Raw genomic sequence first — 25,378 nt, 5'->3', positions numbered from 1 at the left:
AACCGCTGAACCCGCCTGCCGAACCGAACCGCTCACCGGGGGAGTTGGAAGCACTCGTGACCACCTGGACCGACCACACCGCCGACCGTCCCATCTCGCTCACCGCCCCGAGCGGCATCGACCGCGCCGCCCACCACCGCCTCGACGAGGCCTGGCTCGCGGCGGCGTGGAGCCACCCCTCGACGCGCTGCTTCGTGGTCTCCGGCGGCCAGGTCCTCATCGACGAGACACCCGACGGGGCCACCGAACTCGTCATGACCCCCTCCTTCGAGGCCCCGCTCACCGAGGCGCACCGCTATTTCCTGGGCACCGACGAGGACGGGACCAGCTACTTCGCCCTCCAGAAGGACTCCCTGCCCGGCCGCATGGACCAGTCCGCGCGCCCGGCGGGCCTGCGCGAGGCCGGCCTGCTCCTGTCGGACCGCGACGCCGGACTGATGGCCCACGCGGTCGCCCTGGAGAACTGGCAGCGCCTGCACCGGTTCTGCTCCCGCTGCGGCGAGCGCACCGTCATCGCCGCGGCCGGCCACATCCGCCGTTGCCCCGCCTGCGGCGCCGAGCACTACCCGCGCACGGACCCCGCGGTGATCATGGCGGTCACGGACGGTGAGGACCGCATCCTGCTCGGCCGCCAGGTGCACTGGCCCGAGGGCCGCTTCTCGACCCTCGCCGGTTTCGTGGAGCCCGGCGAGTCCATCGAGCAGTCTGTGCGCCGCGAGGTCCAGGAGGAGGTCGGCGTCACCGTCGGTCCGGTCGAGTACGTCGCGAGTCAGCCGTGGCCCTTCCCGTCCAGCCTGATGCTGGGCTTCATGGCCCACGCCACCTCGACCGAGATCAACGTCGACGGCGACGAGATCCACGAGGCCCGCTGGTTCTCCCGCGACGAGCTGGGCGCCGCCTTCGAGTCCGGCGAGGTGCTGCCGCCCTACGGCATCTCGATCGCGGCGCGCCTCATCGAGCTCTGGTACGGCAAGCCACTGCCGACACGCGGCGCCTTCTGAACCCGGCAGCACAAGAGGGGCGGCCCTCCCGTTGCGGGGGAGGACCGCCCCCTCTTGGGGCGTCTGACTGCGTCCTGGCCTGCCGGCTGCTTGTGGCGGCCAGGGAGACCATGCGGAAGACGGGCCGCCGACCGGGCGGTCCGGTGCCGTTCGGCCGCAGGGCTGTGAAGGGGGAGGAAGGACCCGTATGCGTGCGGCGGCAGGAGAGAGTACGACTCGGCTGGCGGCCCCGAAGCCCCGGAGGAGCAGGTGGACGCCGACCACGGTGGTGTCCGGCGTCGGTGTGGTCCCGGTAGTCCTCGGCAGGTGCGAGGGGGATCAGCGCCCGAGCACGTCAGTCCAGCAGCGCGACAGTGAACGTCTCGCGGTGGTCGGCCAGCCAGGCCTGCATGCGGTCCCAGCGCTCCCATCCGCCACGGTCGGCCAGCGCTTGGAGGTAGACAGGGTCACCGCCAGCCACGTGGCGAGCGACGAAGGCCCGGCAGACCTGCGTGGCTTGTTCGATCACGCCGGGCAATTCGGTGCGCTCTTCCGGCGAGAGGCCGTAGCTGTTGGCGAGGATCCGCAGCCGTGCAGGCGCATCCAATCCGGCGGGATACAGGACAGCTGCGGATACCGGATCAAGCATGGGAACCCAGTAGCGGGCGGCCATGGCCACGTCCCAGAGAGGACGGCCCGGAGCCGCCAGGTCGAAATCGATCAAGGCGGCGGCACGACCGTCGCGGAAGACGACGTTGTCCGGGCACACGTCGTTGTGGCACAACATCGTTCCGCCCTCCGGGTCGGCGAGGTCCTGGGGCCATTCGACGTCTGTGTCGACCGCGATGGTCGCGCTGGCCGCATGCAGGCGGCGCAGCAGGATCCCCACCGATTCGAGAGCGGTTGTCGTCAGCACCCAGGGCGGGAACGGTGGCAGAGCCACATCGCCGGGAATGAAGGTCAGCTGCTCACGACCGTTGGCAGTCAGACCCACGGGAGTCGGAGCCGCGTCGAAGCCGTGCTCTTTCAGCGCGAGGAGGTGGGCATGGAGAGCGTGTGCGTTGTGCGGTGCCGGGCGTTCCACCAACGCACCCCGGCGGAAGACCGCGCCTGCGTTCGCCATGCCTCCGACCAGCGCCTCGCAGTCCGCCTCGTCCTCGGTCGTCATGTCGATCACGCTACCGCCAAGCCGCCTCGTACAGACTGGGCACACAAAACCCCCCGATCCGGCGCCAGGCCGGTCGGGGGGGTCGTGGGCGTCATGCGAATCAGACGCCCAGCGCCTGCTTCACCTGGGCAAGGCTCGGGTTCGTCATCACGACCTCGGCGCCACCACTGGAGGGAACTACCTGAACAGTGGGCACCGTCTGGTTTCCGCCATTCGCCTTCTCCACGAACGCGGCGGACTCCGGGTCCTGCTCGATGTTCACCTCGGTGTACGCGATGCCCTCGCGGTCCATCTGGCTCTTCAGCCGACGGCAGTAGCCGCACCACGTGGTGCTGTACATCGTCACAGTGCCCGGCATGTCTCTCGTTCTCCTTCGGCGACTCGGGTAAGCGGCGGCTCGGGGATGAGGTCGCAGGAAGGGAACGTCCTCGGCGGCGCCACCATTCCCGTCGCGTGATGCCTGTCGCATCGGTACGACTATCGGTGCGTGCCTGTGGACAACCGACTCACCCGTCTCGCGAGACCTGGCAGCATGGCGGTGTGACAGCAGCAACGCACTCCACCCTCTTCCCGCAGGTACCGGACTCGGCCGACGCGGTGCTCGAAGGGCTCGACCCCGAGCAGCGCGAGGTGGCGACCGCCCTGCGCGGCCCGGTGTGCGTGCTGGCGGGAGCCGGTACGGGCAAGACCCGGGCGATCACGCACCGCATCGCCTACGGGGTGCGCGCCGGGATCCTCCATCCCTCCAGCGTGCTCGCCGTCACCTTCACCAATCGCGCGGCCGGGGAGATGCGCGGTCGGCTGCGCCAGCTCGGTGCGTCCGGTGTACAGGCCCGCACCTTCCACTCGGCGGCACTGCGGCAGCTGCAGTACTTCTGGCCGAAAGCGATCGGTGGCTCCCTGCCCAGGCTCGTCGACCGCAAGATCCAGCTCGTCGCCGACGCCGCCGCCGCCTGCCGCATCCGCCTCGACCGGGGCGAGCTGCGCGACGCCACCGCGGAGATCGAGTGGTCCAAGGTGACCCAGACGGTCCCCGCCGACTACGCCCTGGCGGCGGCCAAGGCCGGCCGTGAGGCTCCCCGCGACCCGGCGGAGATCGCGCAGCTGTACGCCGCCTACGAGGACCTCAAACGCGCACGCTCCGTCATCGACTTCGAGGACGTGCTGCTGCTGACGGTGGCCGTCCTCCAGGACCGGCACGACGTCGCCGAACAGGTCCGCGCCCAGTACCAGCACTTCGTCGTCGACGAGTACCAGGACGTCAGCCCCCTCCAGCAGCGGCTGCTGGAGCTGTGGCTCGGGGACCGCGACGACCTGTGCGTGGTCGGCGACGCCAGTCAGACGATCTATTCGTTCACGGGAGCAACCCCCGACCACCTGCTCGACTTCCGTGGCCGTCACCCCGGTGCCACCGTCGTCAAGCTGGTCCGCGACTACCGTTCCACCCCCCAGGTCGTCCACCTCGCCAACGGCCTGCTCGCCCAGGCCCGGGGCCGGGCCGCCGACCACCGTCTGGAGCTGGTCTCCCAGCGTCCCGCGGGTCCTGAGCCCGTCTACGCCGAGTACACCGACGAACCGGCCGAAGCCGAGGGCGCGGCCCGCCGCATCCGCGAGCTCATCGACTCGGGCGTTGCGGCCGCCGAGATCGCGGTCCTGTTCCGTACCAATTCCCAGTCGGAGACGTACGAGCAGGCGCTCGCCGACGCCGGGGTCCCGTACCAGCTGCGGGGCGCGGAGCGCTTCTTCGACCGGCCCGAGGTGCGCAAGGCCGGCAGTGCCCTGCGGGCCGCGGCGCGCTTCGGCGGCAACGACTCCCTCCTCGACGACGTCGTCGACCTGCCCTCGCAGGTGCGCGCGGTGCTGTCCGGGGAGGGCTGGACGACCGAGCCTCCGGCCGGGTCGGGTGCCGTGCGGGAGCGCTGGGAGTCCCTGGCCGCCCTGGTCAGCCTCGCCCAGGACTTCGCTGCCGCCAGGGCGGGAGCCACGCTGAGCGACCTCGTCGTGGAGCTCGACGAGCGCGCGGGCGCCCAGCACGCCCCGACGGTGCAGGGCGTCACCCTCGCCTCCCTGCACTCGGCCAAGGGCCTGGAGTGGGACGTCGTGTTCCTGGTCGGCGTCGCCGAGGGCATGATGCCGATCACCTACGCAAAGACCGACGAGCAGATCGAGGAGGAACGCCGCCTTCTCTACGTCGGTGTCACCCGTGCGCGTGAACGCCTGCACCTTTCCTGGGCGCTGGCCCGATCGCCCGGCGGTAGGCCGAGCCGTAGGCCCAGCCGCTTCCTGAAGGGGCTGCGGCCCGGTTCGGGCACGGCAGGCGGGCGGGCGTCCGCCGGCGGTACCGGGGGCGTGGAGCGCGGGTTCCAAGGCGGCGGTGGCGGTGCCGCGGTCGCCGTGCCGAGACGGACCCGGCGGACGCCGGCCCGCTGCCGGGTCTGCGGGCGCACGCTCACCGACGCCGGTGAGATGAAGCTGATGCGCTGCGAGGGCTGCCCGTCCGACATGGACGAGGGCGTCTACGAGCGGCTGCGCGAGTGGCGGGCGGTGCAGGCGGAACGCAGCGGACAGCCCGCGTTCTGCGTCTTCACCGACAAGACGCTGATGGCGATCGCCGAGTCCGTCCCCGAGGACGAGCGGGAGCTCGCCCGGATCCCGGGGGTCGGGGCACGCAAGCTCAACCGTTACGGAGCCGAGGTGCTGGCCATCTGCGCAGGCCAGGAGGGAGTGGGGCTTGACGCGGACGGCTGATACAAACTCGTCGAAAAAATAGTTTGCGCATGCCCCGGGAATCCCCATAGGTTCTTGGTCACGGGAACAGCGGCCTTCCCGAAGGCCCTGAATCCGTGTTGTACTTGCATATCCGCGGACTGGTTCGTCCCAGTCCCCCGAGACGCCGAGAGGAGGCGAGTCCAGTGATCAGCATCAACAGCAGCTTCGTCGCCAGCTCCAACGCCAAAATGACCGATCGCTCGGCCGTCTCCCTGTGCATCCTCGGCGCTTCCCACTCGGGCACCGGTCTGTCCGGCATTCGTGCCGTGCGTCCGGCTGCCTCCGCCGCTGCCCCCGCGGGCCTTCCCGTCCGCGAGCGCAATGAGCGACCGACCAAGGCACTGGAAGCAGCAGTAGCGGCACAGGCGCAGGCCTATGCCTTTACCGCGACCGGTGCCGGATTCCGGAAGCAGACGACGCAGCACCACCTGATGTGGGCCTTCCGTGGGCCAGAACCCTGGAGTGATCCAGCCTGATCGCCGATCAGGCCGGCGCCTTCAGGGCCGCGGAACCCCACCCGGGATCCGCGGCCCTTCTGTTTGTCCCCGAACGGGGGCGACGGCACGAAGGAGCCTCGGGACAAGAAAAGAACCCGGTACCAAGCCGCCACCCGGTCAACCGGCCGGAACGACCAGACGAGGAAGACCACCCGTGCAACTCGAAGCGCACGCCCCGTCCGTACCGCCTTCCGACACGATCCCCAAGCCCTGTTCCACGGAGGACTCCACCTTGACCCCGCTCACCGCGCTCACCGCGCTCGACGACGCCATCGAGAACCTCGGCGTGCCCGTCCCCTGCCGCTCCTACGACCCGGAGGTCTTCTTCGCCGAGTCGCCGGCGGACGTCGAGTACGCCAAGTCCCTCTGCCGCACCTGCCCGCTGATCGAGGCCTGCCTCGCCGGTGCCAAGGAGCGGCGTGAGCCCTGGGGCGTCTGGGGTGGCGAGCTGTTCGTCCAGGGCGTCGTCGTCGCCCGGAAGCGGCCCCGTGGTCGCCCGCGCAAGAACCCGGTTTCGGCATGAACACCGCAGGCACGATCGACCGCCCCCTCACGTACGACCCCCAGAAGCAGGCCCCGATGAAGCCGTCCACCCACGACACCGCAGGCACCGCGCCTGAAGACTTCACCACCAGCGGCGCGAAGGACTCGCGTCAGAACAGGACCCGTGAAATGCAACTCATCCCAGAAGCCCTGGCACGTGCGCATATGCACGACCGCCTGCATGAGGCCGAGCGGGAACGCCGGGCGCTGCGCCTGGCGACCGCTCGCCGGATGCAGCGCCGGGCGGAGCGCGCGTCGATGCGTGCTCGGCGTGCGCTGGCCATGGCGGTCATGCAGTAACCGACACACCTGAAGCGGTGGTCTCCCGGCGGGAGACGAAGCTCCACGCGTGGGGGCCGGTCCGGCCGAACGGACCGGCCCCCACGGCGCGTTCGGCTCCGGACGATCAGGCCTCCGCCGCCGTCTCCTCGACCTCGTAGGCGTCCTCGTCCTCTTCGGTGACGTCTTGGTCCGCCGGCTCGGTCTCCTCCTCGGCGAGGAAGCCCACCAGCCACTCCTCCAGCTCGTCGCGCAGCCGAACGGTGGCCCCCAGCTGGCACAGCACACCGATGGTGCTCAGGGTCACGCGGTGGATCAGCAGGTACGCCGGCGGCAGGTTGAGCTGCTTGGCCAGCTGGTACGCGGGGGAACGGGGATCGCCGATGCGGGCCGCCTGGCTCCGCATCCAGCCGCGGGTGAACGTGAACGCGTCGACCCTGGCCGGCTCGATGATCGGCAGGAGGTAGTCGAGAACGGCGCCGGGGTCCAGCTCTATCGATTCCTTGACGAAGCCCTCCGCGCAGAGCATCTCGTAGACGGCCTCCGCCTCGCCGTCCAGCGTCATGCGCAGGGCCTCGCCGATGGGCTCGGGCAGGCCGCCCGGGAGGCGGTCGACCGTGCCGAAGTCCAGGACACCCAGACGCCAGTCGTCCTCGCCCTCCGGCCCGCCGGGCAGCAGACGGAAGTTGCCCGGGTGCGGGTCGGCGTGCAGAAGACCGGTGCGCGCCGGACCGGAGAAGAGGAAGTGGGCCAGCAACTGGCCGGCCCGGTCCCGCTGCTCCTGCGTGCCGTTCGAGATGATCTCGGACATCGGGATGCCGTCGATCCACTCGGTGATCAGCACCTGTTCGCACTGATGGACGACGTCCGGCACCACGATGTCCGGGTCGTCGGCGAACACCTCGGCGTGCGTCCGCTGTGCCTCGGCCTCCAGGTCGTAGTCCAGCTCCTCCGAGACCCGGTCCTTCAACTCTGTGATCAGCGGTTTGATGTCCATGCCGGGGACCAGCGGGCCGAGCAGGCGGGCGAAGCGGCTGAGCTGGTTCAGGTCGGACAGCAGCGCCTCGCCGGCGCCCGGGTACTGCACCTTGACCGCCACCTCGCGGCCGTCGTGCCACACCCCCCGGTGCACCTGACCGATCGACGCGGCCGCGGCAGGCTTGTCCTCGAACTCCAGGAACAGGTCCTGCCAGTCCCCTCCGAGCCGCTCCGTGAGCACGGCGTGCACCGTGCGCGTCGGCATCGGCGGCGCAGCCTCCTGCAGTTTGGTCAGCGCCGCCCGATAGGGGCCGGCGACCTCCTCGGGCAGCGCCGACTCGAAGACGGACAGGGCCTGCCCGAACTTCATCGCCCCGCCCTTGAGCTCGCCCAGCACCTTGAACAGCTGGTCCGCGGTGCGCTGCTGCAGCTGCTGGCCGACGATCTCCGCGGACTCGCCCACGATTCGCTTGCCCAGCCCCCAGGTGGCCCGCCCGGCAAAGCCGAGCGGGAGCGCGGCGAGCTTGGCGGTCCGGGTGACCGCCTTGCGCGGAAGATCAGACATGCGCCCTCCAAGTCCCAGCCGGCCGCGCCGGTTCCGCCTCGTGGCGTACTTCCGCTGACGGCCCTTGCCCAGCCATTGTCGCGCGCCACCCCCCGTCCTCGGGGATGTGTTCCTGCTTACCTTTTCCGGCCGCCCCGCAGGGGCACGCGGGGTGTGCCCGGACCGGCCGCGCGTGCCAGCGCAGACCGGGCAGCGAGACCTCCCAGCGCGCATCCGTGCTCGAGGGCGTCCGGCCGTCCAGGAAGGCGAGTGCGTGAGCCGCCGCGAGCCCGGCGACGGTCGTCGCGAGAGTGAGGTCGCAGGGCGGCACCCGGCGCTGCCGGCCGGAGCGCCACTGTGCCACCAGCCGCGGCCAGGCCGGGTCCCGGTCGGTGCGGTCGGCGTGCAGGCAGCCGGCGCACCCCGTCTCGCCGGGCAGCACCAGGGGGCCGACGACACCGGTCCCCTCCACGACACCGGCATACAGGTGGGGCGTGCCGGAGGCCATGAGGGATTCCGCGGCGGCGGGGTCGGGCGTGTGCACCGCGACGTCGTCGCGCGGGGCGACGATCACCAGGGAGAAGCCCGGGGCGGCCTCCTCGTGCGGCGTCGTCGGGCCTCGGCGCGGCGGCCGGTCGGGGGCGGCCCGGCGGACGACACGGCGGGCCGCCTCGTCCCGGCGGTCGCCGATCGACTCGGCGGGCAGGCCGCCCGGAGCGACGTCCCACGGCTCGACGCGTCCGCCGTCGCGCACGTCGATCTCGCCGACGCCCGAGCCCGCCAACAGGCCGGCCAGCACCGCGCCCACCCGTCCGGCACCCCTCACGCCCACCCGCAGAGCGCGTCGGGCGGCCAGGTGTCTCATCGCGTCGCCCGGTTCGGAGGTGGTCAGGGACAGCGAGGCCAGGTCGGGGCGGAGCCGGTCGAGGACCTCCTTCTTCTCCCGCAGGGCGTCGGCGGCCGGCCCGCCGCCGCGGGAGTCGTCGAGGAGACCGGCCCGCGCCAGCCGCTCCACCACTCGGTCCACATGCCCGTCCGGCAGGTCCATGCGCTGCCCCGCCTCGCGCAGGAGCGCCGGACCACGGGTGCCGTTGAGCAGGTCGAGGAAGCTGCCCGTCGCGGTGTCGACCGGCGCCAACGTCAGCGCGTGCGCCGGTGTCATCCCGAACTGCACGGTGTTCAGATCGCGCCAGCCGCGCCTGAGCGCGGGCTTCACCATCGGATGCATGCCAGGTCCCCCGTTTGTCTTCCAGTGTCCGTGTATGCGGCCCCGCGGGCGGTCGCGAATCCGCCGGCGAGTGCCAGCATGCCCGGATACGCGGAGGGGCGTCGAAAGTTGTCCACAGGTGGTGGGTATTCGTCGTACGAATCAGCCGCACATCTCCCAGGACGAGTGGCGGATCGGCGCCGAAGCGTCCCGGAGCCGGGACTTCCCCGTGTGCAGCGGGTAACGTCGTGGCGTGTCCGCCGACCCACTGCACCGCGCCGGGGCACCCCCGCGCACACCGACGAATCCGCCGCCGAGCGGCTCGGGTACGAGCGCGATCGAGGTGCGCAGGAGCGCCCGGCGCCGCCGGACGGTATCCGCGTACCGCGAGGGCGACCGCACCGTCGTGCTGATCCCCGCCCGGATGTCCGAGGCCGAGGAGCAACGCTGGGTGAGCGTCATGCTGGACAAGCTGGCCGCCCAGGAGAGCAAACGCGTCCTCGGCGACGCCGAGCTGGCCGAGCGCGCGGAGCGTCTGTCGGGGCAGTACTTCGAGGGCCGGGCCCGGCCCGCCTCGGTCCGCTGGGTCACCAACCAGAACACCCGCTGGGGCTCGTGTACCCCGTCCGAGGGAAGCATCCGGCTGTCGCACCGCCTCCAGGGCATGCCCGAGTACGTCGTCGACTACGTCCTCCTGCACGAACTGGCGCACCTGCTGGTTCCCGGGCACGGGCCCCGGTTCTGGCGGCTCCTGGAGGCCTATCCGCGGACCGAGCGCGCCAGGGGCTACCTGGAGGGCGTGGTCGCCGCGGACCGGCTGCCGCACGTACCCGGCGCCCGCAGCGAGTAGCGCGCGCGACCCGGGCGGGCGCCCCGCCACGGCCCCGCACGGGTTTCGTACCGGGTCTGTACCGACTTCCTCCGGTGTCGGTGTTTGCCGTTAGCCTGTCGCGACGCACTCACATTCGGATGGGGGACGGTCGTAACGCATGGCCAGGGAATTTCAACGCGGCCACAAGGCCAGGATCAGTGACCTCACCGCGGGCACGGATCTGTACGTAGGCGTGCAGATCTCCGGCCCCGGGCTGAGCTTCGACATCAGCTGCTTCGGCCTCGACGCCGACGAGCGCTTGTCGGACGACCGGTACTTCGTGTTCTTCAACCAACCGAAGACTCCCGAGGAGTCCATCCAGCTCCTGGGTGCGCAGGCAGGTGACACGGAGTCCTTCCGGGTCACCCTCGACAGGGTCCCGCAGCAGATCCAGAAGCTCTCTTTCACCGCGACGATCGACGGCGCGGGACAGATGTCGCAGGTCGGCCCCGGGTACATCCGGATCGTCGCAGGTGGCGAGGAGGTGGCCCGGTACCCGTTCAGCGGTTCGGAGTTCTCCACCGAGCGCGCCGTGATGCTGGGCGACTTCTATCTGAAGGACGTGTGGCGGTTCGCCGCCGTCGGGCAGGGCTTCGACGGCGGTCTCGACGCGCTGCTGAGGAACTTCGGCGGCGAGGTGGCCGAGGACGAGGCGCCCGCCCCGCAGCAGGCCCAGCAGCCGCAGTCCGGCGCCGCCCCGGGCTTCGCCCCGCCCGCCCAGGCCTCGGCGCCGCCGGCCTTCGGCGCGCCCGCCGCCTCCGCACCGGCCCCCGCGCCGCAGCCCGCCCAGCAGGGCTTCGCCCCGCCGCCCGCCGCCACGCCGCCACCGGCTCCCGCCCCGGCGCCCGGGCCGGACGTGCACGCCGCGCAGACCATCGTCGCGCCCATGAACACGCCGCCCGGCGGCGCCCCCGTGCCGCCCCCCGCCCCGCCGCCCGCGCCGTACGGCCACCCGGGCCAGCCCGGTCAGCAGCCGCCGTACGGTCAGGTCCCCGGCCAGACCGCGCCGCCGCCGCCCGGCTACGGCCAGCCGCAGGCCCCCCAGGCACCGGCCCCGCCGCCCGGCTACGGCCAGCCGCCCGCGCCTCCCGGCTACGGGCAGCCCGCCCCGCCCGCGGGCTACGGCCAGCCGGGCCAGCCGACGCCACCTCCCGGCTACGGCCAGCAGGCTCCCCAGGGCGCACCGCAGGGCATGCCCCAGGGTGCACCACAGGGCGCCGGTGTGACCGCGGCGCTCCAGCAGTTCCGGGAGACCGCGACCGGGCAGCGCTGGACGCAGCAGAACAAGAAGCTCGTGCGCGTCGACCTCGGCGCCGAAGGCCAGCCCGTGCTCGCCCGGCAGGGCAGCATGGTGCTCTACCAGGGCAAGGTCGACTTCAGCTACAAGGGCGCCGGATTCGCCGGCCGGGTCGTGGGCAACGCGACCGGCCAGGAGATGCAGCTCATGCGCTGCACCGGCAAGGGACAGGTGTTCCTCGCGGAGAACTCCGCGATGCTGCACCCGATCGAGCTCCAGGGCGACGCCGTGTGCGTCTCCGCGGAGAACGTCCTGGCCTTCGACGAGAGCCTCCAGTACGAGGTCCGCCGCATCGAGGGGCACGGCATTCCGGGCGGCGCGCTGTTCACGATGCAGTTCCAGGGCACCGGCACGATCGTCGTGAAGACGCGCGGTGTGCCCGTGGTGCTGCCGGTCACGCCCACGACCTTCGCCGACTGCAACGCCGTGGTCGCGTGGTCCGCCGCCGCCCAGGTGGTCGTCTCCAGCCAGGTGCGGATGCGCCGCAACTCCTACGCGGGCGACACGGGCGAGAGCGTCAACCTGCAGTTCCGGGCCGCGCCCGGCAGCTTCGTCGTCGTCCAGCCGTACGAGATCTGAGGGAGAGCCCGACATGAACCAGCCGCTCGCGGGCTACGCTCCCGCACCCGTCGGCGCCCGCATGGAGAACCACGGCAACCACATGCTGAAGGTCGCCATGCAGACCGGAAACGACCTCCTCGCGCGCGTGGGGTCGATGGTCGCCTACGAGGGCTTCGTCCAGTACGAGCCCAACCCGCCGGCCGTCCGGCAGATCGCCAAGGACTGGATGACCGGCGAGGGCGCGCCCCTGATGAAGTGCTCCGGCGACGGACTGCTCTACCTCGCCGACTACGGCGCCAACGTCGTCGTCATCAACCTCAACGGCGACGGGATCTCCGTCAACGCCACCAACCTGCTCGCCTTCGACGCCCACCTGACGTGGGGCGTGGAGCGGGTCAAGGGCCTGGCGAAGTTCGCCGGGCAGGGCCTGTGGAACACCAAGATCTCCGGGCAGGGCTGGGTCGCGCTCACCTCCCGGGGCAAGCCGATCGTGGTCGACTGCGGCGGTGGCGAGGACGAGACCTACGTCGATCCGGACGCGCTCGTCGCCTGGTCCCCGAACCTCAAGGTGAAGGGCAAGCGCAGCTTCAAGGCGCAGTCGCTGATCGGCCGCGGCAGCGGGGAGGCCTTCCAGATGGCCTTCTCCGGTCAGGGCATCGTCGTCGTCCAGCCCAGCGAGGACAGCACCGACCGCCTCCGGGTGCGGGGCTGAGGGGGAGCCAGACATCATGCAGAGCCCGATTTTCGCCTACAACGACCAGCAGGCCCAGGAAGCCTGGAGCCTGCAGAACAAGCACATGCTCCGTGTCGCCCTGACGGGCCATGACGACGTGCTCGCCCGCAAGGGCACGATGGTCGCCTACCAGGGGCTCGTCGAGTTCGACGCCGAGTACCGGAGCAACAACCAGTCGCGCGCGCGTGCGCACACCGGTGAGGGCCTGGACCTGATGCGCTGCCACGGGCAGGGCACGGTCTACTTCTCCAACCTCGCCCAGTGCGTCCACGTGGTGGACGTCGACCAGGACGGTCTCACCGTCGACAGCAGCTACGTGCTCGCGATGGACTCGTCCCTCCACCACGAGGTCATCGCGGTGGACAGCCTCTACGGCATCTCCGGCTCCGGGAAGTACCAGCTCAACATCACCGGCCGGGGCAAGGTCGCCCTGATGACCTCGGGCTCCCCCCTGTTCATGCAGGTGACGCCCGACAAGTACGTCAACTGCGACGCCGACGCGATCGTCGCCTGGTCCACCGGCCTGCGCGTGCAGATGCAGGCCCAGACCCACTCCTCCGGCGTGTGGCGGCGCCGCGGCAACACCGGTGAGGGCTGGGAGCTGAGCTTCATGGGCAGCGGCTTCGCGCTCGTCCAGCCCAGTGAGCTGCTGCCGCCGCAGAACGCGCAGGTCGGCTCGGGTCTCGCCGCCCAGTACGGCATGGGCCAGCAGGGAGCCCGCGGTCAGAACCAGGGCAACGTCTGGAGCTGAGCGCGCAGCACAGCCGCAGTTCGGTAAGGGGTGATCGCAAGAGCGGTCACCCCTTACCGGTCACAGGCGGGCGCGGGTCGCCTCCAGCAGGCGTACGACCGACTCGTCGGCCACGTCCGCCACCTCGGCGTACGGGAACCAGCGCAGGTCGAGGGACTCGTCGCTGATCGCCTCCACGGCCCCCTCGGGAGCCAGGGCCGCGTACTGGACGTCCAGGTGCCAGGCACAGGGCGTGTGGTGGCGGTCCAGCCGCACCGGGCCGCCCGGAAGCAGGGTCAGCCCGGCGATGCCCGACTCCTCCGTGCCCTCGCGCAGGGCCGCCCGGGCCAGCGTCTCGTCGACCGGCTCGCAGTGACCGCCCATCTGCAGCCACATGCGCATCTTCTTGTGCAGGGTGAGCAGGACCCGCTCGCGCACCGGGTCGATCACCATGGCGCTCGCCGTGATGTGCCCGTCGGCGCAGGCCTTCCACATCCCGTCGGGGTGCGTCGCGAGATGGTCCAGGTAGACCTGGCGCAACTCGTCCTGGCCCTCGTACCCCTTCAGGACCAGGACCGCGTCGTCGTGGAGGCTCACTCGCCGTCGTCGCCCTTGGCCTCGTCCTGGCCGTCGTCCCTCTGCTGGCCCTGGTCCTTCTTCTTCAGGTCGGGCTTGCCGGCCGCCTCGCCGAGCATCTTGTCCAGCTCGGAGAAGTCGAGCTGCTCACGGTGCACGAAGCCGTCCGGGTCGTCCAGGTCGGTCGCGGTCGGCAGCATGTCCGGGTGGGCCCACAGACCGTCCCGGCCGTCGACACCGTGCGCGTCCGTCAGGGACGCCCACAGGCGTGAGGCGTCGCGCAGACGGCGCGGGCGCAGCTCCAGACCGATCAGCGTCGCGAACGTCTGCTCCGCGGGACCGCCCGAGGCGCGACGGCGCCGCAGCGTCTCGCGCAGCGCGTCGGCGGAGGACAGGCGCGGCTTGGCGGCGGTGTGCACCACCGCGTCCACCCAGCCCTCGACGAGTGCCAGAGCCGTCTCCAGACGGGCCAGGGCCGCCTTCTGCTCCGGGGTGTCCTCCGGCTGGAACATGCCCTGCTGGAGAGCCTCCTGCAGCTGCTCGGGGTTCTGCGGGTCGAACTGGCCGACCACGTCCTCCAGCTTGGCCGTGTCGACCTTGATGCCACGGGCGTAGCCGTCGACGGCACCGAACAGGTGCGAGCGCAGCCACGGCACGTGCGCGAAGAGGCGCTGGTGGGCGGCCTCGCGCAGGGCGAGGTACAGCCGCACCTCCTCCTGCGGCACGCCGAGGTCCTTGCCGAACGACTCGATGTTCGCCGGCAGCAGCGCGGCCTTGCCGGCCGGGCCGAGCGGCAGGCCCACGTCGGTCGAGCCGACGACCTCGCCGGCGAGCACGCCGACGGCCTGTCCGATCTGCGTGCCGAACATGGCGCCGCCCATGGACCGCATCATGCCGATCAGCGGGCCCGCCATGGCCTGCATCTCCTCCGGCAGCACGTCGCCCATGGCGTTGCCGACGCGCTCGGCGACCGGGTCGACCAGCTCGCGCCAGGCGGGCAGGGTCGCCTCGACCCACTCCGCGCGGCTCCAGGCCACGGCGGTGCCCGCGCCCGAGGGCAGGGCGGTCGCGTCGTCCAGCCAGAGGTCGGCCAGACGCACGGCCTCCTGGACGGCATTGCGCTCGGCGGGACCGACGCTGGCGTCCTTGCGGCCGTCCGGCGTGCCCTGGGAGACCGTCTGGCGGGCGATCTGCTTGGCCATGTCCCAGTTCACCGGGCCGCCCTCGTAGGAGAGCATCTGGCCCAGCTGCTGGAACGCGGCGCCCAGGTCGTTGGGGTTCATGGAACCGAACATGGCAGCGAACGGGTTGTCCGCGCCGGGGCCGCCCAGGCCTCCGGCTCCGGACATCCCGAAACCCAACGGGTTGGCCGGTCCCTGACCACCGCCGCTCTGCTGGTCCTTCTTCTTGCCCTCGTCGCCGTCGTCCGGCTCCTCCGGCGGAAGGCCGAATCCGAATGGGGTGTCACTCACGGGGTTCCTCGGCTGGTAGGGCCGCCGGTTCTTTCCGGCGGCACGGCTGCCCGACTTCACCACCCAGCGTAGACACCCGAGGCCGATCGGGCCTCGGTGCTTCGCCGACTGACGGCCTGCGGCAGGATGGATGCCACCTGGTACGCACGCGTCGCTCGCGCTCGTACTGAAGACAACCTCTGGAGACGCCCGGTGAGTTCCCCAGATCCGCAGGTTCGCGCAGCGCGAAACCAGTCAACCAGTTCCGCCCGCCCCGGCGCGCGCGGACCCGTCGTCGCGGTCACCGGTGCCGCCTCCGGGGTCGGGGCGCTGCTCACCGAGCGGCTCGCCGCGTCCGACGAGGTCAGACAGGTCGTGGCCATCGACGAACGGCGCGGCGGGTGCGAGGCGGCCGAGTGGCAGATTCTGGACGTCCGGGACCCGGCCATCGCCGAGAAACTGCGTGGTGCGGACGTTGTGGTGCACCTGGCGCTCGACCTCGACCTGGAGACCGACGCGGCCGCCCGTACGGCTTACAACGTACGGGGGACCCAGACCGTTCTGACCGCCGCGGCGGCGGCCGGTGTGCACCGGGTCGTGCTGTGCACCTCCGCGATGGTCTACGGCGCCCTCCCGGACAACGAGCTGCCGCTCTCCGAGGACGCCGAGCTGCGCGCCACGGCCGAGGCCACGGGCGTCGGGGACCTGCTGGAGATCGAGCGGCTCGCACGGCGAGCGCCGCGGGCGCACCCCGGCCTCAACGTGACGGTCGTCCGGCCCGCCGTACTGGTCGGCGGCATGGACACCGCGCTGACCAGGTACTTCGAGTCGCCCAGGCTGCTGGTCGTGGCCGGGTCGCGGCCGGCCTGGCAGTTCTGCCACGTCGACGACCTGTGCAGCGCCCTGGAGTACGCCGTCCTGGAGAAGGCCGACGGTGAGCTGGCCGTCGGGTGCGACGGCTGGCTGGAGCAGGAGGAGGTCGAGGAGCTCAGCGGCATCCGGCGCATGGAGCTGCCCTCGGCGGTCGCGCTCGGCGCGGCGGCCCGGCTGCACCGGATCGGACTGACCCCCTCTCCGGCCGGGGACCTTGCGTACACGATGTACCCCTGGGTCGTGAGCGGCAGTCGCCTGCACGATGCCGGGTGGCGCCCGAAGCACACGAACGAGGAGGTGCTGGCGGAGCTGCTCGAGGAGGTATCGGGGCGGCACACGGTCGCCGGCCGGCGCCTCGGGCGCAAGGACGCGACGGCGGCGGGAGCCGCGGGCGCGACGGTGGCGCTGCTGGGCGCGGCCGCGGTGGTGCGCCGCGCGCGGAAGGCCCGGCGCCGCATCTGAGCTGCCTCTCGCTCGGCCGGGGCCGCCGGAGTGGCCCCCTGTAGGAGACTCCAACGCCGTACGCGCGCGTGCCGGGCGATCACGCTATTCCGCGTCGTCCGCGGCGTGGGGCACGATGGGCGTATGGCAACCACGAACGACCACCCCGGTGAGCTGGCCGCAGCGGAGCCCGTCAGGCTGATCGGCATCCGCGAGACGCCCCTGTCCGTGGACGAGGTCTTCCGCGCGGTCGGGGACGACGCGGCCGGCGGGACCGCGCTGTTCGTGGGGACCGTGCGCAACCACGACGGAGGCACCGACGTCGACCGGCTCGGGTACTCGTGCCACCCGAGCGCCGAGGCCGAGATGCGGCGGATCGCCGAGAAGGTCGTCGCGGAGTACCCCGTACGGGCGCTCGCGGCGCTGCACCGTGTGGGGGACCTGGAGGTCGGGGACCTCGCGGTGGTCGTCGCCGTGTCCTGCCCGCACCGGGGCGAAGCCTTCGACGCCTGCCGGAAGCTGATCGACGACCTGAAGCACGAGGTGCCGATCTGGAAGCACCAGACGTTCTCCGACGGCACCGAGGAATGGGTGGGGGCCTGCTGACCACGGGTGTCACCTGCGCGACTCCGGTTGCGTAACCCGCCCCCCGGCGTGAGCGTTGTCACTGCGAATGGTTAATCTGCTGATCAGTCAGTCGCGGACGCTCATGGGGTTGGGAGGTCGGCATGGCGGCGCTTGCCTGGTTGCTGATTCCGCTGGTGGCCGCTGTCGGTGCGGGCCTGTGGGGCAGTTGGGCCAACCGGACCCGCAAGGCACGGAGCGACGGCCCCGAACTGGACGGGTACGCCCGGTTCCGTGCGGCCATGGAGAAGCCCCGCACGGGTGCCTGACGACCGCCTGGACGGCCGCCTGGCAGTCGCAGCCCTGACGGTGTTCCGACAGCCGCGTCCCGTACTGTCGTGCCATGCCACGCCGCACCGCGACGATGCTCGCCTCCACCCTGATGCTGATCGCGCTCCTGTGCGCGGGTGTTTTCATCCCCGTGCCCTACTCGGAGATGTCTCCCGGGCCGACGGTGAACACCCTCGGGGACCACGACGGCGAGCCGGTGCTGCAGATCCCGGACCACAAGACCTATGAGGCGAGTGGTCATCTGAACATGACCACCGTCCGGGTCACCAGCGCCGAGTACAAGATGAACCTAGTGGAAGCCGTCTACGGCTGGCTGGCGCACGACAACAGCGTGGTGCCGCACGAGACCCTCTACCCGGACGGCAAGACCGAGGAAGAGGCCACCCAGGAGAACGCGGAGGAGTTCAGCCACTCCCAGGAGACCGCGAAGGTCGCCGCCCTGAAGGCGCTCGACATCCCGGTGAAGTCCTGGGTGATCGTCTCCGCGGTGGTCAAGGACTCCCCGGCGCAGGGCAGGCTGCACGCCGGTGACGTGATCAAGGCCGTGGACGGCACGACCGTCAAGGAGCCCGCGGACGTCGCCGAGCTGGTGACCAAGCACAAGCCCGGACAGGACACCGTCTTCACGGTCGTGCCCGCCAAGGAGCAGGCCGCCGCGGAGAAGGAGGGCCGGACGGCGACGAAGACGCACAAGGTCACGATCACCACCGAGACCTCCGACGACGCCGGAGAGAAGCGCGCCGTCGTCGGGATCTCCGCCGGGACCGATCACACCTTCCCGTTCGAGATCGACATCAAGCTGGCCGACGTCGGCGGCCCGAGTGCCGGTCTCATGTTCGCCCTCGGCATCTACGACAAGCTCACCCCGGGCGACCTCACCGGCGGCAAGTTCGTCGCCGGCACCGGGACGATCGACGACGAGGGCAAGGTCGGCCCGATCGGCGGCATCGGCATGAAGACCATCGGCGCGCACGACAAGGGCGCCCAGTACTTCCTGACGCCCGCGGACAACTGCGCGGCAGCGGCCGAGGACACCCCCGACGGGCTCACCCTCGTGAAGGTCGACACCATCGACGACGCCCTCGGCGCGCTGAAGGACATCCGCTCCGGAAAGACCGCCGACCTGCCGAAGTGCACGGAGGGATAGCCCCCGCACAGGCGTCCGGCAGCCCGGCGTTCGGAAGGCCTACTCCTCGAAGGTCGCCGTCAGCGCCTCGGCCAGACCCGGCACCAGGTCGGAGCCCGTGAGGACCTCCGTGGCCGTGTCCTTCTCCCGCAGCCGCAGGGCCGAGTCGCGGGCGCCGTCGCGCAGGACCGCGACCGTCATGCGGACCTCCTGACGGTCCGGGTGCTCCGCCACCCACTGCGCGAGCTTCTTCCCGTCGAGGCCCGAGGGCACCTGGGCCTCGGCCGAGGGGGGCAGCATCAGGCGCTCCACGGCGAGCGCGCAGCCGACCACGGCATCGGGCCAGGCGATGGTGCCCAGGAACTCGTCGAGCGCCTGATCCGTTGGAACTTCGTCCTGCTCGATCGGGGTGAGGCCGGAGGTCTCCGGTTCGTCCTGCAGACCGAGCCGGTCCGCGAGGGAGGGCTGGTCGGCCCGCAGCCGTGCGGTGTCGACAAGTGCGAAGAGGCGTGCGGGCTGGTCCCAGCCGAGGCCGGAGACGTACTCGTCGATCTCGAGTACGGCCCGGGTGAGGGGGCTCGCTGCCATGGGGGTGTTGGACATGGTCACAATCCTGCCTCGTTCATGGCCCGAATCGGGAACCGAGTAAACGATGAGTAAGTTGCATAAGTGTGGGCCCACGATCACGGGGGCGCACGGGGGGCCCGCGAACCCGAGGGCCTGACGGATCAACAGCGAACTTCGAGGTGCGCACCTTGGCTTTCCAGATGCCGGACCGCGGCGGAGGCCCCCCGACGGGGCCGCGGATGAGAGTGGGCCGCCCGTCCCGGCGTGTCCGAACCCTGCTGCTGACACTTGGTGTCCTCGCCGTGCTCCTCATGGCGTTCACCATGTTCGCGGGATTCTGGACGGACTGGCTCTGGTACCGGTCGGTCCACTACTCGTCGGTGTTCACGACGACCCTGTGGACGAAGATCGGTCTTTTCTTCGTCTTCGGCCTGCTGATGGCGCTCGCCGTCGGGTTCAACATCTGGTTGGCCCACCGCCTGCGTCCGCCGCTGAGCGCCATGTCGATGGAGCAGCAGAACCTCGACCGGTACCGGATGGGCATCGCCCCGTACAAGAAGTGGCTGCTGCTCGGCATCACCGCCCTGGTCGGCCTGATCGCCGGCGCCTCGGCGTCCGGCCAGTGGCGGACCTGGCTGATGTGGGTCAACGGCGTGTCCTTCGGGCAGAAGGACCCCCAGTTCAAGCTGGACGTGTCCTTCTACGCCTTCGACCTGCCCTGGTACCGGTTCCTGCTCGGCTTCGGCTTCGCAGCCGTGATCATCTCGGTGATCGCTGCCGCGCTCACCCACTACCTGTACGGCGGGCTCCGCGTCACCAGCCCGGGTGCGCGCGCCACGGCCGCCGCCACGGGACACCTGTCGGTGCTCATCGGCGTCTTCGTCGCCCTCAAGGCGGTGGCCTACTGGCTCGACCGGTACGGGCTCGCGGTGAAGTCCAGCGACTTCAAGGCGACCGACAACTGGACGGGCCTCAGGTACGTCGACGCCAACGCCTACCTGCCGGCGAAGACGATCCTGTTCTGCATCGCGGTCATCTGCGCGCTGCTGTTCTTCGCCACCCTGTGGCGGCGCACCTGGCAGCTGCCCGTGATCGGCTTCGGCCTGATGGTGCTCTCCGCGATCCTCATCGGCGGCCTGTACCCGGCGCTGGTCCAGAAGTTCCAGGTCCAGCCGAACGAGCAGGCCAAGGAAGCGCCGTACGTCGAGAAGAACCTCGCGGCCACGCGCGACGCGTACGACATCGAGGGCACCCAGGTCGCCGAGTACCCGGGCAAGAGCGAGACCAAGGACAAGACCAAGCTCCGTGACGACGCGGACGCCGCGGCGTCCATCCGCATCATGGACCCGAACGTCATCTCGCCGACGTTCCAGCAGCTCCAGCAGATGCGTAACTACTACGCGTTCCCGACCAACCTGGACGTCGACCGCTACGCCAAGGACGGCAAGGACCAGGACACGGTCATCGGTCTGCGCGAGCTGAACCTGGCGGGCATCCCGAAGAAGAACTGGATCAACAACCACTTCCGCTACACCCACGGCTACGGCGTGGTCGCGGCGAAGGGCACCCAGGTCGACTCCGAGGGGCGCCCGGTCTTCACCGAGTCCAACCTGCCGTCCGAGGGCGACCTCGGGAAGTACGAACAGCGGGTCTACTACGGCGAGAAGACCACCACTTACTCGATCGTCGGCGGTCCCCAGAAGGAGATCGACTACTCCGACGACACCGGGGAGAAGACCTTCAGCTACAAGGGCGACGGCGGCGTCGACCTGTCCAGCCCGATCAACCGGGCGGCGTACGCGGCGGCGTTCAGCGAGCCGCAGATCCTCTACTCCGGTGCGATCGGCGACGGGTCGCGGATCCTGTACAACCGCACGCCCAAGGAGCGCGTCGAGGCGGTCGCCCCCTGGCTGACCATCGACGGCGACGCCTATCCGGCGGTGGTGGACGGCCGTATCCAGTGGATCGTCGACGCGTACACCACGACGAACGGCTATCCGTACGCCTCGCGTACGACGCTGGGCGACACCACGGCCGACTCGTTGACCGCCAACAACAACTCGCGCGCGGTGGTGGCCCAGCAGAACCAGGTCAACTACATCCGCAACTCCGTGAAGGCGACCGTCGACGCGTACAGCGGCGACGTGAAGCTCTACCAGTGGGACACCCAGGATCCGATACTGAAGACCTGGATGAAGGCGTTCCCGGACACGGTGCAGGACAAGAGCGAGATCTCCAAGGAGCTGATGGCGCACCTGCGCTATCCGCAGGACCTGTTCAAGGTCCAGCGCGAGCTGCTCACGCGCTACCACGTGAAGGACGCCAACACGTTCCTCAGCGGCAGCGAGGTGTGGCAGGTGCCGGACGACCCGACCAACAAGTCGGGCGACGCGGTGCCGCCGTACTACCTGAGCATGAAGATGCCCGACCAGAAGGCACAGGCCTTCTCGCTGACGACGACGTTCACCCCCAACGGGCGTGACAACCTCAGCGCGTTCATGGCGGTCGACGCCGAGGCGGGCACCAGCGACTACGGCAAGATCAGAATCCTGAAACTGCCGACGAGCACGACCGTCGACGGACCCAAACAGGTGCAGAGCCAGTTCAACTCCGAACAGGACATCGCCGAGTCCATCAGGCTGCTGAGAGGCGGCGACTCGGAGGTGGAGTACGGCAACCTGCTGACGGTGCCGCTCGACGGCGGGCTGTTGTACGTCGAGCCCGTCTACGTGCGCGGTGGCGACCTCAAGTACCCGTTGTTGCGCAAGGTCCTGGTGAGTTACGGGGGCAACACCGCCTTCGAGAACACGCTCGACGCGGCCCTCAACAAGGTCTTCGGAGCCCAGGCCGCCGAGAACGAGCAGCCACCGGACGAGGGCGACGACACGACCGAGCCACCGCCGACGTCCACCAACCCCACGGTCCGGGACGCGCTGAGCGATGCGCAGAAGGCCTTCGACGCCGGGCAGAAGGCCCTGGAACAGAAGGACTTGGCCGCGTACGCCGAGGCGCAGAAGGACCTCGAGGAGGCGCTGCAGCAGGCCGAGGACGCACAGGCCAAGGCCGACCAGAGCGCCGGCGGCAAGAACGGCGACGACAAGAACACCGGCGACAAGGACAGCGGGGACAAGGCCGGGGACGACAAGGCCGGTCCGGACGCGACACCGACCGGTGATGCCGGTGGCGGATCGGACACCGGCTGACCGTCCGGTCGTGTCGAGCCGGGCGTTCGAGCTGGTCAAAGCCCATCCCGCGCCGTGCTAGGGTTGTGAACACAACGGCGCGGGGTGGAGCAGCTCGGTAGCTCGCTGGGCTCATAACCCAGAGGTCGCAGGTTCAAATCCTGTCCCCGCTACTGATGTCGTGAGCTTGTTGCGAACGACCACGAAGGCCCGGATTCCCACAAGGAATCCGGGCCTTCGTGATGTGCGAACGCATGTACCGGTGGACACGACGGCCGCGCCGCCAAGGGGAGTTGGGCAGATCTGTGTTTGACTTGTCTCCCTGTGGGCATGTCGACAAAACGCTGAAGTGACCTCACTGACTGCGGTATACCGGATGTACCGAGGTTGCGGGTGGTGCGACGATGGACGTTATGGGGGACATGGCAAATCTGTTCGGGACAGGGCGTTTTGCGCAGCCGTCCGGTCAGGACCAGGCCACGGACGAGGCCACGGACGAGGCTCAGGAAGCCGCCGACGAGGCCGCCGAGGAAGTGCGTCTGCGGCTCGCCGTCGACGGCGGTGACGTCGAGGCGATGAGCGTGCTCGGCGCGCTGCTGCTGCGCCGCGGCGACTTCGACGGAGCCGAGTCCCACCTGCGCGCCGCCACCGCGGCCGGCGACCGGGCCGCCGCCAACAACCTGGGCGTCCTGCTGCACCAGCGGGGATACGCCGACGAGGCCGCCGGATGGTGGCGCATCGCCGCCGTCGCCGGGTCCGCCGCCGCCGCGCACGCGCTGGGCCGGCACTTCCGTGAACGGGGGGACGAGCCCGCCGCCGAGTACTGGCTGTGCCAGTCCGCCGAGCAGGGCCACGTACTGGCCGCCTACGCGCTCGCCGACCTGCTGGAGCACCGCGGCGACGACACCGGGTCCGAGGGGTGGATGCGGGCCGCCGCCGAGCGTGGGCACCGGGAGGCGGCGTACCGGCTGGCGCGGACGCTGGACCGGCGTGCCGGGCAGCGCGACGACGACAAGGCGGCCGCCCTCGTGGCCGACGAGGCCGAGCAGTGGTACCGGCAGGCCGCCGCGCGCGGTCACCGGCGGGGCGCGCTGCACCTCGGGACGATCCTGGAGAAGCGCGGCGAGCTCAAGGAGGCCGGCCGCTGGTACCTCACGTCCGCCAAGGACGGTGAGGCCCGCGCCGCCTGTGCACTGGGCTTCCTGCTGCGGGACGCCGGGGACACCGAGAGCGCGGCCGTGTGGTGGCTGCGCGCCGCCCAGGACGGCGACGGCAACGCCGCCAACGCCCTCGGCGCGCTGCACGCCGAGCGCGGCGAGACCCAGACCGCGGAACGCTGGTACCGGGCCGCGATGGACGCCGGCGACGACAACGGGGCGTACAACCTCGGCCTGCTCTGCGCCGAGCAGGGGCGCACCGCGCAGGCCGAGCAGTGGTACCGGCGGGCCGCGTACGCCGGACACCGGGAGGCCTCCAACGCGCTGGCCATCCTGCTGCTGCGGGCCGGGGACGAGACCGGTGCCGAGCCGTGGTTCTCCAAGGCCGCCGAGGCGGGCAGCGTCGACGCCGCCTTCAACCTCGGGATCCTGCACGCCGGGCGGAGCGAGGGACGGGCGGCGCTGCGCTGGTACGAGCGGGCCGCCGCGGCCGGGCACACCGAGGCGGCACTGCAGGTCGGTATGGCGCGGCTGCGCGACGGGGACGAACGTGAGGCGGAGCGGTTCCTGCGCTGTGCGGCGGGGGGCGGCAGTGCGGAGGCCGCGTACCGGCTGGCGTCGGTGCTGGACGCGCGCCGGCCGCCCGCGCCCGCGCACGAGCTGGGTGAGCCGGCGCAGGAGAAGTCCGAGTGCGAGGAGTGGTACGAGCGGGCGGCCTCCCAGGGGCACCGGCGGGCCCAGGTGCGGGTCGGGATGCTCGCCGCGGCGCGGGGGGACGTGGTGGAGGCGGCGCGGTGGTACCGCGAGGCGGCCGAGGCCGGATCCCGCAACGGCGCGTTCAACCTGGGGCTGTTGCTGGCCCGCGAGGGGAGTGAGCCGGAGGCCGTGGTGTGGTGGCGCCGGGCCGCCGACGCGGGGCACGGGCGGGCCGCGCTGCGGCTGGCGCTGGTGTGTGCGCGGCGGGGGGAGCTGGCGGAGGGGCAGCGGTGGGCGGATCTGGCGGTGTCGCTGGGGCCGGCCGAGGTGGGGGAACGGGCGGCGCGGTTGCGGGACGCGTTGCGGCAGGAGCTGTCGGCGTGACGCTGCGCTGAGCTCCGGCGCATTTTGCAGGTGCCCCGGGTTTTGGTGGCCGAGGTGGGTCGCGCGGCCCGGCGCCGGCGGGGTGCCTCCCCCACTCTCGGCTTCGCTCGAGCGGGAGGACCCCCATCGCCCTGGGGGTACCTCCCAGGCCGTTCAGGCACTGGGGGAGGCGCACGACTTCCCGCAGTTACGGCGGGAACGGCGGCACGACTGCCCGCAGCCACGCCAATGCACCGAGGGCCGGGATCCTTTCGGATCCCGGCCCTCGGCCTTCAGTAGCGGGGACAGGATTTGAACCTGCGACCTCTGGGTTATGAGCCCAGCGAGCTACCGAGCTGCTCCACCCCGCGTCGATGAATGGAACACTACGTCAACACGAAGACGAGAAGCAAATCCGCGCTCACGCCGCCGCGCAGTTCGGGCAGGTGCCGCGGTACGTCACCTCGACCTCCGACACCGCGAAGCCGAAGCGCTCCGAGTCGGGGAGGTCGGCCAGCGGATTGCCCGTCGGATGGACGTCGCGGATCGCACCGCACTGGGCGCAGACCAGGTGGTGGTGCGGCCGGTGCGCGTTCGGGTCGTAGCGCTTGGCGCGCTTGTCCGTCGCGACCTCCAGCACCTCGCCGAGCGAGACCAGCTCGCCCAGGGTGTTGTAGACGGTCGCCCGGGAGATCTCGGGGAGCTTGTCCACGGCCCGGGAGTGCACCTCGTCGGCCGTCAGATGGACGTGTTCGCCGTCGAGGACCTCGGCCACCACGCGCCGCTGTGCGGTCATGCGCCAACCGCGACCGCGCAGCCGTTCCAGAAGGTCACTCATACCGACCAGCCTAACAGCAAGGGGGACCAGGTCCCG

General features: G+C 70.9%; 23 protein-coding genes and 2 tRNA genes. 16 read left to right on the top strand and 9 right to left on the bottom strand.

Features of this window, described 5'->3' with window-relative positions; all coding sequences use genetic code 11:
• Positions 1 to 56: 56 nt before the first annotated feature.
• Positions 57 to 1,001, top strand: a complete 945-nt coding sequence (nudC, locus tag ABS735_RS30715; RefSeq protein WP_164414690.1) for an NAD(+) diphosphatase — start codon at positions 57 to 59, stop codon at positions 999 to 1,001.
• Positions 1,002 to 1,335: 334 nt separating this feature from the next.
• Here the strand turns inward: nudC and ABS735_RS30710 are convergent, their stop codons facing one another.
• Both ABS735_RS30710 and ABS735_RS30705 read right to left on the bottom strand, forming a co-directional pair.
• Positions 1,336 to 2,148, bottom strand: a complete 813-nt coding sequence (locus ABS735_RS30710; RefSeq protein WP_373902525.1) for a phosphotransferase — start codon at positions 2,146 to 2,148, stop codon at positions 1,336 to 1,338.
• A 100-nt stretch (positions 2,149 to 2,248) separates the two neighbouring features.
• Complete coding sequence (locus ABS735_RS30705; protein WP_373902524.1) at positions 2,249 to 2,506, bottom strand: mycoredoxin; 258 nt, start codon at positions 2,504 to 2,506, stop codon at positions 2,249 to 2,251.
• 98 nt (positions 2,507 to 2,604) lie between these two features.
• On the opposite strand from ABS735_RS30705, the gene ABS735_RS30700 reads away from it, so the two are divergent.
• The 4 genes from ABS735_RS30700 to ABS735_RS30685 all read left to right on the top strand — a co-directional run bounded on the left by ABS735_RS30700 (position 2,605) and on the right by ABS735_RS30685 (position 6,257).
• A complete protein-coding gene (locus ABS735_RS30700) occupies positions 2,605 to 4,896 on the top strand; it encodes an ATP-dependent DNA helicase UvrD2 (protein ID WP_373902523.1) in 2,292 nt (763 codons plus the stop codon).
• Positions 4,897 to 5,060: 164 nt separating this feature from the next.
• The gene (locus ABS735_RS30695) at positions 5,061 to 5,393 is read left to right on the top strand and encodes a hypothetical protein (RefSeq protein ID WP_373902522.1); all 333 of its coding nucleotides are present in this window, start codon (positions 5,061 to 5,063) and stop codon (positions 5,391 to 5,393) included.
• A gap of 175 nt (positions 5,394 to 5,568) precedes the next feature.
• Positions 5,569 to 5,937 carry a WhiB family transcriptional regulator gene (locus ABS735_RS30690; RefSeq protein ID WP_003973786.1) on the top strand — a complete coding sequence of 123 codons (369 nt, stop codon included), beginning with the start codon at positions 5,569 to 5,571 and terminating at the stop codon, positions 5,935 to 5,937.
• Positions 5,934 to 6,257 (top strand): hypothetical protein, encoded by a 324-nt coding sequence (locus tag ABS735_RS30685; RefSeq protein WP_373902521.1) that lies wholly within the window; start codon positions 5,934 to 5,936, stop codon positions 6,255 to 6,257. The genes ABS735_RS30690 and ABS735_RS30685 overlap by 4 nt, the downstream gene beginning before the upstream one ends.
• A gap of 106 nt (positions 6,258 to 6,363) precedes the next feature.
• On the opposite strand, the gene ABS735_RS30680 is transcribed toward ABS735_RS30685, so the two are convergent.
• Both ABS735_RS30680 and ABS735_RS30675 read right to left on the bottom strand, forming a co-directional pair.
• Entirely contained in the window at positions 6,364 to 7,779 is a 1,416-nt protein-coding gene (locus ABS735_RS30680) for an ABC1 kinase family protein (RefSeq protein ID WP_373902520.1), read from the bottom strand.
• Positions 7,772 to 8,986: a TOMM precursor leader peptide-binding protein gene (locus ABS735_RS30675; protein WP_373902519.1), complete on the bottom strand. Its 1,215-nt coding sequence runs from the start codon at positions 8,984 to 8,986 to the stop codon at positions 7,772 to 7,774. The genes ABS735_RS30680 and ABS735_RS30675 overlap by 8 nt, the downstream gene beginning before the upstream one ends.
• A 232-nt stretch (positions 8,987 to 9,218) precedes the next feature.
• Between ABS735_RS30675 and ABS735_RS30670 the strand changes: the two genes are divergently transcribed.
• The 4 genes from ABS735_RS30670 to ABS735_RS30655 all read left to right on the top strand — a co-directional run bounded on the left by ABS735_RS30670 (position 9,219) and on the right by ABS735_RS30655 (position 13,178).
• Complete coding sequence (locus ABS735_RS30670) at positions 9,219 to 9,815, top strand: M48 metallopeptidase family protein (RefSeq protein ID WP_373902518.1); 597 nt, start codon at positions 9,219 to 9,221, stop codon at positions 9,813 to 9,815.
• A 139-nt stretch (positions 9,816 to 9,954) separates the two neighbouring features.
• A complete protein-coding gene (locus ABS735_RS30665) occupies positions 9,955 to 11,712 on the top strand; it encodes a TerD family protein (RefSeq protein ID WP_373902517.1) in 1,758 nt (585 codons plus the stop codon).
• 13 nt (positions 11,713 to 11,725) lie between these two features.
• Entirely contained in the window at positions 11,726 to 12,406 is a 681-nt protein-coding gene (locus ABS735_RS30660) for an AIM24 family protein (RefSeq protein ID WP_052840795.1), read from the top strand.
• Between the two features lie 16 nt (positions 12,407 to 12,422).
• Entirely contained in the window at positions 12,423 to 13,178 is a 756-nt protein-coding gene (locus tag ABS735_RS30655) for an AIM24 family protein (RefSeq protein ID WP_373902516.1), read from the top strand.
• Between the two features lie 60 nt (positions 13,179 to 13,238).
• Here the strand turns inward: ABS735_RS30655 and ABS735_RS30650 are convergent, their stop codons facing one another.
• Both ABS735_RS30650 and ABS735_RS30645 read right to left on the bottom strand, forming a co-directional pair.
• Positions 13,239 to 13,754: an NUDIX hydrolase gene (locus tag ABS735_RS30650; RefSeq protein ID WP_373902515.1), complete on the bottom strand. Its 516-nt coding sequence runs from the start codon at positions 13,752 to 13,754 to the stop codon at positions 13,239 to 13,241.
• Positions 13,751 to 15,205, bottom strand: a complete 1,455-nt coding sequence (locus tag ABS735_RS30645) for a zinc-dependent metalloprotease (RefSeq protein ID WP_373902514.1) — start codon at positions 15,203 to 15,205, stop codon at positions 13,751 to 13,753. Before ABS735_RS30645 ends, ABS735_RS30650 begins: the two co-directional genes overlap by 4 nt.
• A 192-nt stretch (positions 15,206 to 15,397) precedes the next feature.
• On the opposite strand from ABS735_RS30645, the gene ABS735_RS30640 reads away from it, so the two are divergent.
• The 4 genes from ABS735_RS30640 to ABS735_RS30625 all read left to right on the top strand — a co-directional run bounded on the left by ABS735_RS30640 (position 15,398) and on the right by ABS735_RS30625 (position 18,560).
• A complete protein-coding gene (locus ABS735_RS30640) occupies positions 15,398 to 16,519 on the top strand; it encodes an SDR family oxidoreductase (protein WP_102931330.1) in 1,122 nt (373 codons plus the stop codon).
• Between the two features lie 123 nt (positions 16,520 to 16,642).
• On the top strand, positions 16,643 to 17,104 hold the full coding sequence (locus ABS735_RS30635; protein ID WP_373902513.1) for a molybdenum cofactor biosynthesis protein MoaE: 462 nt from the start codon (positions 16,643 to 16,645) through the stop codon (positions 17,102 to 17,104).
• 122 nt (positions 17,105 to 17,226) lie between these two features.
• Positions 17,227 to 17,391 carry a hypothetical protein gene (locus ABS735_RS30630; RefSeq protein ID WP_373902512.1) on the top strand — a complete coding sequence of 55 codons (165 nt, stop codon included), beginning with the start codon at positions 17,227 to 17,229 and terminating at the stop codon, positions 17,389 to 17,391.
• A gap of 74 nt (positions 17,392 to 17,465) precedes the next feature.
• Positions 17,466 to 18,560, top strand: coding sequence for a YlbL family protein (locus ABS735_RS30625; RefSeq protein WP_373902511.1), 1,095 nt, complete (start codon positions 17,466 to 17,468; stop codon positions 18,558 to 18,560).
• Between the two features lie 39 nt (positions 18,561 to 18,599).
• Here the strand turns inward: ABS735_RS30625 and ABS735_RS30620 are convergent, their stop codons facing one another.
• Entirely contained in the window at positions 18,600 to 19,142 is a 543-nt protein-coding gene (locus tag ABS735_RS30620; RefSeq protein ID WP_373902510.1) for a PPA1309 family protein, read from the bottom strand.
• 164 nt (positions 19,143 to 19,306) lie between these two features.
• On the opposite strand from ABS735_RS30620, the gene ABS735_RS30615 reads away from it, so the two are divergent.
• The 3 genes from ABS735_RS30615 (at position 19,307) to ABS735_RS30605 (ending at position 24,525) form a co-directional block, all read left to right on the top strand.
• Positions 19,307 to 22,309, top strand: coding sequence for a UPF0182 family membrane protein (locus ABS735_RS30615; protein WP_373902770.1), 3,003 nt, complete (start codon positions 19,307 to 19,309; stop codon positions 22,307 to 22,309).
• Positions 22,310 to 22,387: 78 nt separating this feature from the next.
• Positions 22,388 to 22,461, top strand: a tRNA-Met gene (locus ABS735_RS30610).
• Between the two features lie 231 nt (positions 22,462 to 22,692).
• Positions 22,693 to 24,525: a tetratricopeptide repeat protein gene (locus ABS735_RS30605; RefSeq protein WP_373902509.1), complete on the top strand. Its 1,833-nt coding sequence runs from the start codon at positions 22,693 to 22,695 to the stop codon at positions 24,523 to 24,525.
• A gap of 276 nt (positions 24,526 to 24,801) precedes the next feature.
• Here the strand turns inward: ABS735_RS30605 and ABS735_RS30600 are convergent.
• Together ABS735_RS30600 and ABS735_RS30595 are read right to left on the bottom strand one after the other, a co-directional pair.
• A tRNA-Met gene (locus tag ABS735_RS30600) sits at positions 24,802 to 24,875 on the bottom strand.
• Positions 24,876 to 24,925: 50 nt separating this feature from the next.
• Complete coding sequence (locus ABS735_RS30595) at positions 24,926 to 25,342, bottom strand: Fur family transcriptional regulator (protein ID WP_042825116.1); 417 nt, start codon at positions 25,340 to 25,342, stop codon at positions 24,926 to 24,928.
• Positions 25,343 to 25,378 lie beyond the last annotated feature (36 nt).

Origin of the sequence: Streptomyces sp. MMCC 100 (genome assembly GCF_041538145.2) — a bacterium.
GTDB lineage: Bacteria > Actinomycetota > Actinomycetes > Streptomycetales > Streptomycetaceae > Streptomyces.
Note: the sequence above shows the minus strand (reverse complement) of the source record. Positions and strands in the feature narration are given on the sequence as shown.

Excerpts from the sequence above, each read along its gene's own strand:
- ABS735_RS30710 (WP_373902525.1), bottom strand. The coding sequence starts at position 2,148 with ATGACGACCGAGGACGAGGCGGACTGCGAGGCGCTGGTCGGAGGCATG.
- ABS735_RS30705 (WP_373902524.1), bottom strand. The coding sequence starts at position 2,506 with ATGCCGGGCACTGTGACGATGTACAGCACCACGTGGTGCGGCTACTGC.
- ABS735_RS30700 (WP_373902523.1), top strand. The coding sequence starts at position 2,605 with ATGCCTGTCGCATCGGTACGACTATCGGTGCGTGCCTGTGGACAACCG.
- ABS735_RS30685 (WP_373902521.1), top strand. The coding sequence starts at position 5,934 with ATGAACACCGCAGGCACGATCGACCGCCCCCTCACGTACGACCCCCAG.
- ABS735_RS30680 (WP_373902520.1), bottom strand. The coding sequence starts at position 7,779 with ATGTCTGATCTTCCGCGCAAGGCGGTCACCCGGACCGCCAAGCTCGCC.
- ABS735_RS30675 (WP_373902519.1), bottom strand. The coding sequence starts at position 8,986 with ATGCATCCGATGGTGAAGCCCGCGCTCAGGCGCGGCTGGCGCGATCTG.
- ABS735_RS30665 (WP_373902517.1), top strand. The coding sequence starts at position 9,955 with ATGGCCAGGGAATTTCAACGCGGCCACAAGGCCAGGATCAGTGACCTC.
- ABS735_RS30660 (WP_052840795.1), top strand. The coding sequence starts at position 11,726 with ATGAACCAGCCGCTCGCGGGCTACGCTCCCGCACCCGTCGGCGCCCGC.
- ABS735_RS30655 (WP_373902516.1), top strand. The coding sequence starts at position 12,423 with ATGCAGAGCCCGATTTTCGCCTACAACGACCAGCAGGCCCAGGAAGCC.
- ABS735_RS30635 (WP_373902513.1), top strand. The coding sequence starts at position 16,643 with ATGGCAACCACGAACGACCACCCCGGTGAGCTGGCCGCAGCGGAGCCC.
- ABS735_RS30630 (WP_373902512.1), top strand. The coding sequence starts at position 17,227 with ATGGCGGCGCTTGCCTGGTTGCTGATTCCGCTGGTGGCCGCTGTCGGT.
- ABS735_RS30625 (WP_373902511.1), top strand. The coding sequence starts at position 17,466 with ATGCCACGCCGCACCGCGACGATGCTCGCCTCCACCCTGATGCTGATC.
- ABS735_RS30620 (WP_373902510.1), bottom strand. The coding sequence starts at position 19,142 with ATGTCCAACACCCCCATGGCAGCGAGCCCCCTCACCCGGGCCGTACTC.
- ABS735_RS30615 (WP_373902770.1), top strand. The coding sequence starts at position 19,307 with ATGCCGGACCGCGGCGGAGGCCCCCCGACGGGGCCGCGGATGAGAGTG.
- ABS735_RS30605 (WP_373902509.1), top strand. The coding sequence starts at position 22,693 with ATGGACGTTATGGGGGACATGGCAAATCTGTTCGGGACAGGGCGTTTT.
- ABS735_RS30595 (WP_042825116.1), bottom strand. The coding sequence starts at position 25,342 with ATGAGTGACCTTCTGGAACGGCTGCGCGGTCGCGGTTGGCGCATGACC.